The 6747-nt window shown below is 63.5% G+C and carries 15 protein-coding genes; all 15 read right to left on the minus strand.

The window, feature by feature from the left end; translation table 11 throughout:
• Window positions 1-5 precede the first annotated feature (5 nt).
• The gene (gene rplE / locus ACEQX1_RS18075) at window positions 6-569 is read right to left on the minus strand and encodes a 50S ribosomal protein L5 (RefSeq protein ID WP_024351696.1); all 564 of its coding nucleotides are present in this window, start codon (window positions 567-569) and stop codon (window positions 6-8) included.
• A complete protein-coding gene (gene rplX / locus ACEQX1_RS18080; protein ID WP_009209724.1) occupies window positions 562-876 on the minus strand; it encodes a 50S ribosomal protein L24 in 315 nt (104 codons plus the stop codon). The genes rplE and rplX overlap by 8 nt, the downstream gene beginning before the upstream one ends.
• Window positions 877-891: 15 nt before the next feature.
• Window positions 892-1260: a 50S ribosomal protein L14 gene (rplN, locus tag ACEQX1_RS18085; protein WP_009209725.1), complete on the minus strand. Its 369-nt coding sequence runs from the start codon at window positions 1258-1260 to the stop codon at window positions 892-894.
• Window positions 1261-1322: 62 nt separating this feature from the next.
• On the minus strand, window positions 1323-1571 hold the full coding sequence (gene rpsQ, locus ACEQX1_RS18090) for a 30S ribosomal protein S17 (RefSeq protein ID WP_024351695.1): 249 nt from the start codon (window positions 1569-1571) through the stop codon (window positions 1323-1325).
• 10 nt (window positions 1572-1581) lie between these two features.
• Window positions 1582-1782, minus strand: coding sequence for a 50S ribosomal protein L29 (gene rpmC / locus ACEQX1_RS18095; RefSeq protein WP_009209726.1), 201 nt, complete (start codon window positions 1780-1782; stop codon window positions 1582-1584).
• A gap of 11 nt (window positions 1783-1793) precedes the next feature.
• Complete coding sequence (rplP, locus tag ACEQX1_RS18100) at window positions 1794-2207, minus strand: 50S ribosomal protein L16 (protein WP_009209727.1); 414 nt, start codon at window positions 2205-2207, stop codon at window positions 1794-1796.
• Between the two features lie 27 nt (window positions 2208-2234).
• Window positions 2235-2942, minus strand: coding sequence for a 30S ribosomal protein S3 (gene rpsC, locus ACEQX1_RS18105; protein WP_009209728.1), 708 nt, complete (start codon window positions 2940-2942; stop codon window positions 2235-2237).
• Window positions 2942-3331, minus strand: a complete 390-nt coding sequence (gene rplV / locus ACEQX1_RS18110) for a 50S ribosomal protein L22 (protein WP_009209729.1) — start codon at window positions 3329-3331, stop codon at window positions 2942-2944. Before rplV ends, rpsC begins: the two co-directional genes overlap by 1 nt.
• A 2-nt stretch (window positions 3332-3333) precedes the next feature.
• Entirely contained in the window at window positions 3334-3612 is a 279-nt protein-coding gene (gene rpsS / locus ACEQX1_RS18115) for a 30S ribosomal protein S19 (RefSeq protein ID WP_024351694.1), read from the minus strand.
• Window positions 3613-3624: 12 nt separating this feature from the next.
• The gene (gene rplB, locus ACEQX1_RS18120) at window positions 3625-4461 is read right to left on the minus strand and encodes a 50S ribosomal protein L2 (RefSeq protein WP_009209730.1); all 837 of its coding nucleotides are present in this window, start codon (window positions 4459-4461) and stop codon (window positions 3625-3627) included.
• 23 nt (window positions 4462-4484) lie between these two features.
• A complete protein-coding gene (locus ACEQX1_RS18125) occupies window positions 4485-4778 on the minus strand; it encodes a 50S ribosomal protein L23 (protein WP_024351693.1) in 294 nt (97 codons plus the stop codon).
• A complete protein-coding gene (rplD, locus tag ACEQX1_RS18130) occupies window positions 4775-5395 on the minus strand; it encodes a 50S ribosomal protein L4 (RefSeq protein ID WP_009209731.1) in 621 nt (206 codons plus the stop codon). The genes ACEQX1_RS18125 and rplD overlap by 4 nt, the downstream gene beginning before the upstream one ends.
• Window positions 5395-6120 (minus strand): 50S ribosomal protein L3, encoded by a 726-nt coding sequence (gene rplC, locus ACEQX1_RS18135; protein ID WP_024351692.1) that lies wholly within the window; start codon window positions 6118-6120, stop codon window positions 5395-5397. Before rplC ends, rplD begins: the two co-directional genes overlap by 1 nt.
• Before the next feature lie 25 nt (window positions 6121-6145).
• Window positions 6146-6454, minus strand: coding sequence for a 30S ribosomal protein S10 (gene rpsJ / locus ACEQX1_RS18140; protein WP_006205468.1), 309 nt, complete (start codon window positions 6452-6454; stop codon window positions 6146-6148).
• A 166-nt stretch (window positions 6455-6620) separates the two neighbouring features.
• The coding region (locus ACEQX1_RS18145; protein WP_370197195.1) for an elongation factor Tu at window positions 6621-6747 on the minus strand (127 nt) is incomplete at its 5' end.

Consider the following 6747-nt stretch of genomic DNA (forward strand, 5'->3'; position numbering starts at 1 on the left):
AGCCGTTACTGGCGGAACGGGAAGTTGAACGCTGTCAGCAGCGCCCGGGCTTCGTCGTCGGTGTTCGCCGTCGTACAGACGATGATGTCCATGCCCCACATCTGATCAACCTTGTCGTAGTTGATCTCCGGGAACACGATGTGCTCCTTGACGCCCATGGCGAAATTGCCACGACCGTCGAAGCTCTTCGGGTTCAGGCCGCGGAAATCGCGGACACGCGGCAGTGCGATCTGCACCAGCCGGTCCATGAACTCGTACATGCGGTCCTTGCGCAGCGTGACCTTGGCGCCGATCGGCATGCCTTCGCGGACCTTGAAGCCTGCGATGGAGTTGCGCGCATAGGTGATGACCGGCTTCTGGCCCGCAATGCGGCCCAGGTCCTCGGCAGCGACCGTCGGCTTCTTGGAGTCGGCAGTTGCCTCGCCGACGCCCATGTTGATGACGATCTTATCGACGCGCGGGACCTGCATCTCGTTCTGATACGAGAACTGGTCCTGAAGCGTCTTGCGGACCTCTTCGCGATAGACGCGCTTGAGGCGCGGCTCGTAAGCGGTTTCCGTATCAGCCATTGATCTGCTCTCCCGAGCGCTTGGCGACGCGCACCTTGGTGCCATCGTCGAGTACCTTGAAGCCGACGCGGGTCGCCTTGCCGTCCTTCGGGTCAGCGACCGCCAGGTTGGAAAGCTGAATGCCGGCTTCCTTGTTGATGATGCCGGCTTCCTGGGAAGCGGTCTGACGCTGGTGGCGCTTGATCATGTTGATCCCACGCACCAGTGCACGACCGTCCTTCGGCATCACCTTAATGACTTCACCCGACCGGCCCTTGTCCTTGCCGGCGAGCACGACGACCGTGTCGCCCTTGCGGATCTTCTGCATCGTCCGCTCTCCTTCTTACAGAACTTCGGGGGCCAGCGAGACGATCTTCATGTGGTTCTTGCCGCGAAGCTCGCGGGGAACCGGGCCGAAGATACGGGTGCCGACCGGCTCTTTCTTGTTGTCGATCAGGACCGCGGCGTTCGAATCGAACCGGATCACCGAACCGTCGGCGCGGCGGATGTCCTTGGCGGTACGTACCACCACGGCCTTCATCACGTCGCCCTTCTTCACACGGCCCCGCGGAATTGCCTCCTTCACGGAAACGACGATGATGTCGCCGACCGAGGCATATTTCCGCTTCGAGCCGCCCAATACCTTGATGCACATGACACGACGCGCACCGGAGTTATCCGCGACGTCGAGGTTTGTTTGCATCTGAATCATGTCAGACCGCCTTCAAAGCTTGCTGCCGGGGTGCGCTTGACGCGCGCGTCCCGGCCAAATCATCAACTGGCTGCTGCCGCTTCGCTCGAAACGACGATCCAGCTCTTGTCGCGCGAGATCGGCCGCGTCTCCTCGATGGAGACGATGTCGCCGACCTTGTACTGATTGCTCTCGTCGTGCGCCTTGTACTTCTTGGTACGGCGCACGGTCTTCTTGAACAGCGGGTGGGTGAAGCGACGCTCCACCAGGACCACTACCGTCTTGTCGTTCTTGTCGGAGACGACCGTCCCCTGCAGGATACGTTTGGGCATATTCTCGTCCTCAGGCCTTGGCCTCGCCCGCCTTCAGGCGAGAAATCGTCTTGATCCGCGCGATGTCGCGGCGCACCTTGCGCACGCGGGCGGTGTTCTCGAGCTGACCCGTGGCACGCTGGAAGCGCAGGTTGAACTGCTCCTTCTTCAGCTTGGCGAGCTCGTCGGTGAGTTCGTCCTGGGTCATTGTCTTGACGTCGGAAGCTTTCACTTCAAACTCTCCTATTCGGCAATGCGCTGAATGAAGCGCGTACGGATCGGCAGCTTGGCCGCGCCGAGACGAAGCGCCTCGCGGGCCGTCGTCTCGTCGACACCGTCGATCTCGAAGACCACGCGGCCGGGATGCACCCGCGCCGCCCAATAGTCAACGGACCCCTTGCCCTTACCCATGCGGACTTCGGTCGGCTTGGAGGTCACGGGCAGGTCCGGGAAGATCCGGATCCACACGCGGCCCTGGCGCTTCATCTGGCGGGTGATCGCGCGGCGGGCCGCCTCGATCTGACGCGCGGTGACCCGCTCTGGTTCCATCGCCTTCAATCCGAAGGCGCCGAAATTAAGGCCGGTTCCGCCTTTTGCGGTACCGTGAATGCGTCCCTTGAACGCCTTCCGGTACTTTGTGCGCTTTGGCTGCAGCATCTTATGTCACTCCGAATTCGATAAGGCTCAGGCGTGCTCGCGACGACGACCGCCGCCGCCCTGACCCTCGCCTTCGACCTGACGGCGCTCGGAGGCCATCGGATCGTGCTCGAGAATCTCGCCCTTGAAGATCCAGACCTTGACGCCGCAGATGCCGTAGGCCGTCTTGGCTTCGGCAGTCCCGTAGTCAATGTCGGCGCGCAGCGTGTGCAGCGGCACCCGGCCTTCGCGGTACCATTCGGTGCGCGCGATCTCCGCGCCGCCGAGACGGCCGCCGCAATTGATGCGGATGCCTTCCGCGCCGAGGCGCATGGCGGACTGGACGGCACGCTTCATCGCACGGCGGAACGCCACGCGGCGCTCGAGCTGCTGGGCGATGGACTGGGCCACCAGGGTCGCATCGGTCTCGGGCTTGCGCACCTCGACGATGTTGATGTGCGTCTCGGCGTTGGTCATCGCAGCGAGCTTCTTGCGAAGCTTCTCGATGTCGGCGCCCTTCTTGCCGATGACGATGCCCGGACGCGCCGAGTGGATCGTGATGCGGCACTTCTTGTGCGGACGCTCGATGACGATCTTGGAGACCGCGGCCTGCTTCAGCTCGTTGAGCAGATAGGCGCGGATCTTCAGATCCTCGTGCAGCAGGTGACCGTACTCGCCGGTGTTCGCATACCAGCGCGAATCCCAGGTGCGGTTGATGCCGAGCCGAAAACCGGTCGGATTGATCTTCTGACCCATTATGCGGCCTCCTCGATTGCGGCGATCTCGCGCACGACGATCGTCAGATGCGAGAACGGCTTCTCGACGCGGCTGGCACGACCGCGACCGCGGGCATGAAAGCGCTTCATCGTGATCGACTTGCCGACATAAGCCTCGGCGACGACCAGCGAATCGACGTCGAGATCATGGTTGTTCTCGGCGTTGGCGATGGCGCTTTCCAGCGTCTTCTTGACCGTCTCGGCGATCCGCTTGCGCGAGAAGGTCAGGTCCGCGAGTGCGGCGTCGACCTTCTTGCCGCGGATCATCTGCGCGACGAGGTTCAGTTTCTGCGGGCTGACACGGATCGTCCGGGCGACCGCTCTCGCCTCGTTCTCCGACAGCCGACGTTCGGCTTTGGCCTTGCCCATTGCTACTTCCTCTTCGCCTTCTTGTCGGCGCCGTGGCCGTAATAGGTGCGGGTCGGAGCGAACTCGCCGAACTTGTGTCCGACCATATCCTCGTTGACCGACACCGGAATGTGCTTCGAGCCGTTGTAGACGCCGAAGGTCTGACCGACGAACTGGGGCAGGATCGTCGAACGACGGCTCCAGATCTTGATCACATCGTTGCGGCCGCTCTCGCGCCCCTTCTCGGCTTTCTTGAGAAGGTAGCCATCGACGAACGGACCCTTCCAGACGGAACGTGTCATGAAGAAATCCTCTTACTTCTTGCGCTGATGGCGCGAGCGCATGATGAACTTGTCAGTCGACTTGTTCTGGCGGGTACGCTTGCCCTTGGTCGGCTTGCCCCACGGCGAAACCGGGTGACGACCACCGGACGTACGACCTTCACCACCACCATGCGGGTGATCGACGGGGTTCATCACGACACCGCGAACGTGCGGGCGACGACCCAGCCAGCGCGAACGACCAGCCTTGCCGAGGTTGATGTTCGAGTGATCGGCGTTGGAGACCGCGCCGACCGTCGCGAGACAGGACGACGGGACCAGGCGCTGCTCGCCCGAATTCAGGCGCAGGATTGCGAGACCCGAGTCACGACCGACGAGCTGTGCGTAAGCGCCAGCCGAACGGGCGATCTGACCACCCTTCTCCGGCTTCATCTCGACGTTGTGGACGATCGTGCCGACCGGCATGGCCGACAGCGGCATCGCGTTGCCCGGCTTGACGTCGACGCCGGACAGGCCCGAGATCACCGTGTCGCCGGCAGCCACGCGCTGCGGCGCCAGGATGTAGGCGAACTCGCCATCCTCATACTTCAGCAGCGCGATGAAGGCGGTGCGGTTCGGATCGTACTCGATCCGCTCGACCGTCGCCGACACGTCAAACTTGCGACGCTTGAAGTCGATGATGCGGTAGGTCCGCTTGTGACCGCCGCCCTGGTAGCGAGCCGTGACGCGACCGGCATTGTTGCGGCCGCCCTTCTGGCTGAGGCCCTCGGTCAACTGCTTGACCGGCTTGCCCTTCCAGAGGCCCGAGCGATCGACGATGACCAGCTGACGCTGGCTCGGCGTGTTCGGTTTGAAATTCTTAAGTGCCATTGCCTAGCTCCCTCCGGTCCCGATCAAAGACCGGTCGAGACGTCGATGGACTGGCCTTCGGCCAACGTCACGACGGCTTTTTTCTGATCGCTCTGGCGGCCGATGCGGCCACGGAAGCGCTTGACCTTGCCCTTGCGGACCATGGTGTTGACGGCGGTCACCTTGACATTGAAGAGCGCCTCGACGGCGGCCTTGATGTCCGGCTTGGTCGCCGTCCCCGGGACGTTGAAGACCACCTGGTTGTTGTCGGACAGAAGCGTCGACTTTTCGGTGATCACCGGGCTCGTGATGACGTCGTAATGGCGCAGATCGGTCATTTGAACCGCTCCTCGAGAGCCTCGACCGCAGCCTTCGACAGAACCAGCGTCTGGCGGCGGAGAATGTCGTAGACGTTGATGCCCTGAACCGGCAGCACGTCCATTTGCGGGATGTTGCGAGCCGAGCGCGTGAAGTTCGCGTCGAGCTCCGCACCACCGATGAACAGCGCGTTGGTCAGGCCCAGATCGGCGAAGGTCTTGACCATCGCCTTGGTCTTGCCCTCGGCAGCCTTTAGCTCGTCGATGACGACGATGCCGCCCGACTTGGCCTTGGCCGACAGCGCATGGCGCAGGGCCAGAGCCCGCACCTTCTTCGGCAGGTCATGCGCATGGCTGCGCGAGACCGGACCGTGGGCCTTGCCACCACCGCGGAACTGCGGCGCACGCGCCGAGCCGTGACGGGCACGACCGGTGCCCTTCTGGCGGTACAGCTTGGCGCCGGTCCGCGCGATTTCCGCACGGCCGAGGGTCTGGTGGGACCCCTGCTGGCGCTTGGCCAGCTGCCAGCGAACCATGCGCTGAAGAATGTCTTCGCGCGGCTCGAGACCGAAGATGTCGTCGGCCAGGGTCGCCGTGCCGGCGTCCTTGCCGTCGAGGCTTTTGATCGTAACGTCCATTATTCCGCTCCCTCGGAAGCGTCCGCGGTCTCGACAGCAGCACCGTTTCCGGCGTTGCGGAGCGCGGCCGGCTTCGGCGCGTTGTCGGGCAGCGACGCCTTCACGGCGTCACGAATTTCGATCCAGCCACCCTTGGAGCCTGGGACGGCGCCACGAACCAGGATCAGGCCCTTCTCGGGATCGGTGCGCACGACCTGCAGGTTCTGCGTGGTCACGCGGACGTCGCCCATATGGCCGGCCATCTTCTTGTTCTTGAAGACCTTGCCGGGATCCTGACGCTGACCGGTCGAACCGTGCGAACGGTGCGAGACGGACACGCCGTGGGTGGCGCGCAGGCCGCCGAAGTTGTGGCGCTTCATGGCGCCGGCGAAGCCCTTACCGATCGAGGTACCGGTCACGTCGACCATCTGGCCCGGCACGAAGTGCTCGGCCGTGATCTCGGCACCGACGTCGATCATGTTGTCGTCCGACACGCGGAACTCGACGAGCTTGCGCTTCGGTTCGACCGAAGCCTGGGCGAACACGCCGCGCATCGGCTTGGACGTGTTCTTGACCTTGGCGAGGCCAGCGCCGACCTGGACGGCGGTGTAACCGTTCTTTTCCTTGGTCCGCTGGGCGACGACCTGGAGGTTCTCGACCTTCAGGACGGTGACCGGAACATGCTCACCGACGTCGTTGTAGACGCGGGTCATGCCGACCTTCTGTGCTATCACACCTGAACGCATGGGCGTTATCCTTCCCGTGCTCGGATCAGAGCTTGATCTCGACATCAACGCCGGCGGCGAGGTCGAGCTTCATGAGCGCATCAACCGTCTGCGGCGTCGGATCGACAATGTCGAGGAGCCGCTTGTGGGTGCGCATTTCGAACTGCTCGCGCGACTTCTTGTCGACGTGCGGCGAACGGTTCACGGTAAACTTTTCGATCCGCGTCGGCAGCGGGATCGGCCCCCGCACATTCGCGCCGGTGCGCTTAGCGGTCGACACGATCTCGCGGGTCGACGCATCGAGAACCCGGTGATCGAACGCCTTGAGGCGGATGCGGATATTCTGGCCGTTCATTTTATTCGTCCTCTCGTCGGAGACCACCGGCGCGGCGGCGCTTTCCGAGCGCTTGTCTTGTCAAAGCAGCCAATGTCGCGCGGGGCGAACCCCGGCTCGCCCGCGGGGGGGCAAAGAACCGGGGACGCCGCTCTCAAGCGCGCGGCGTCCCCGAGATCGCTTCGTCCTACTCGATGATCGAGGCGACGATGCCGGCGCCGACGGTGCGGCCGCCTTCGCGGATGGCGAAGCGCAGCTTGTCTTCCATCGCGATCGGCACGATCAGCGTCACGTCCATCGTCACGTTGTCGCCC

The sequence above is a fragment of the Aurantimonas sp. genome (assembly GCF_964217435.1).
Lineage (GTDB): Bacteria > Pseudomonadota > Alphaproteobacteria > Rhizobiales > Rhizobiaceae > Aurantimonas > Aurantimonas coralicida.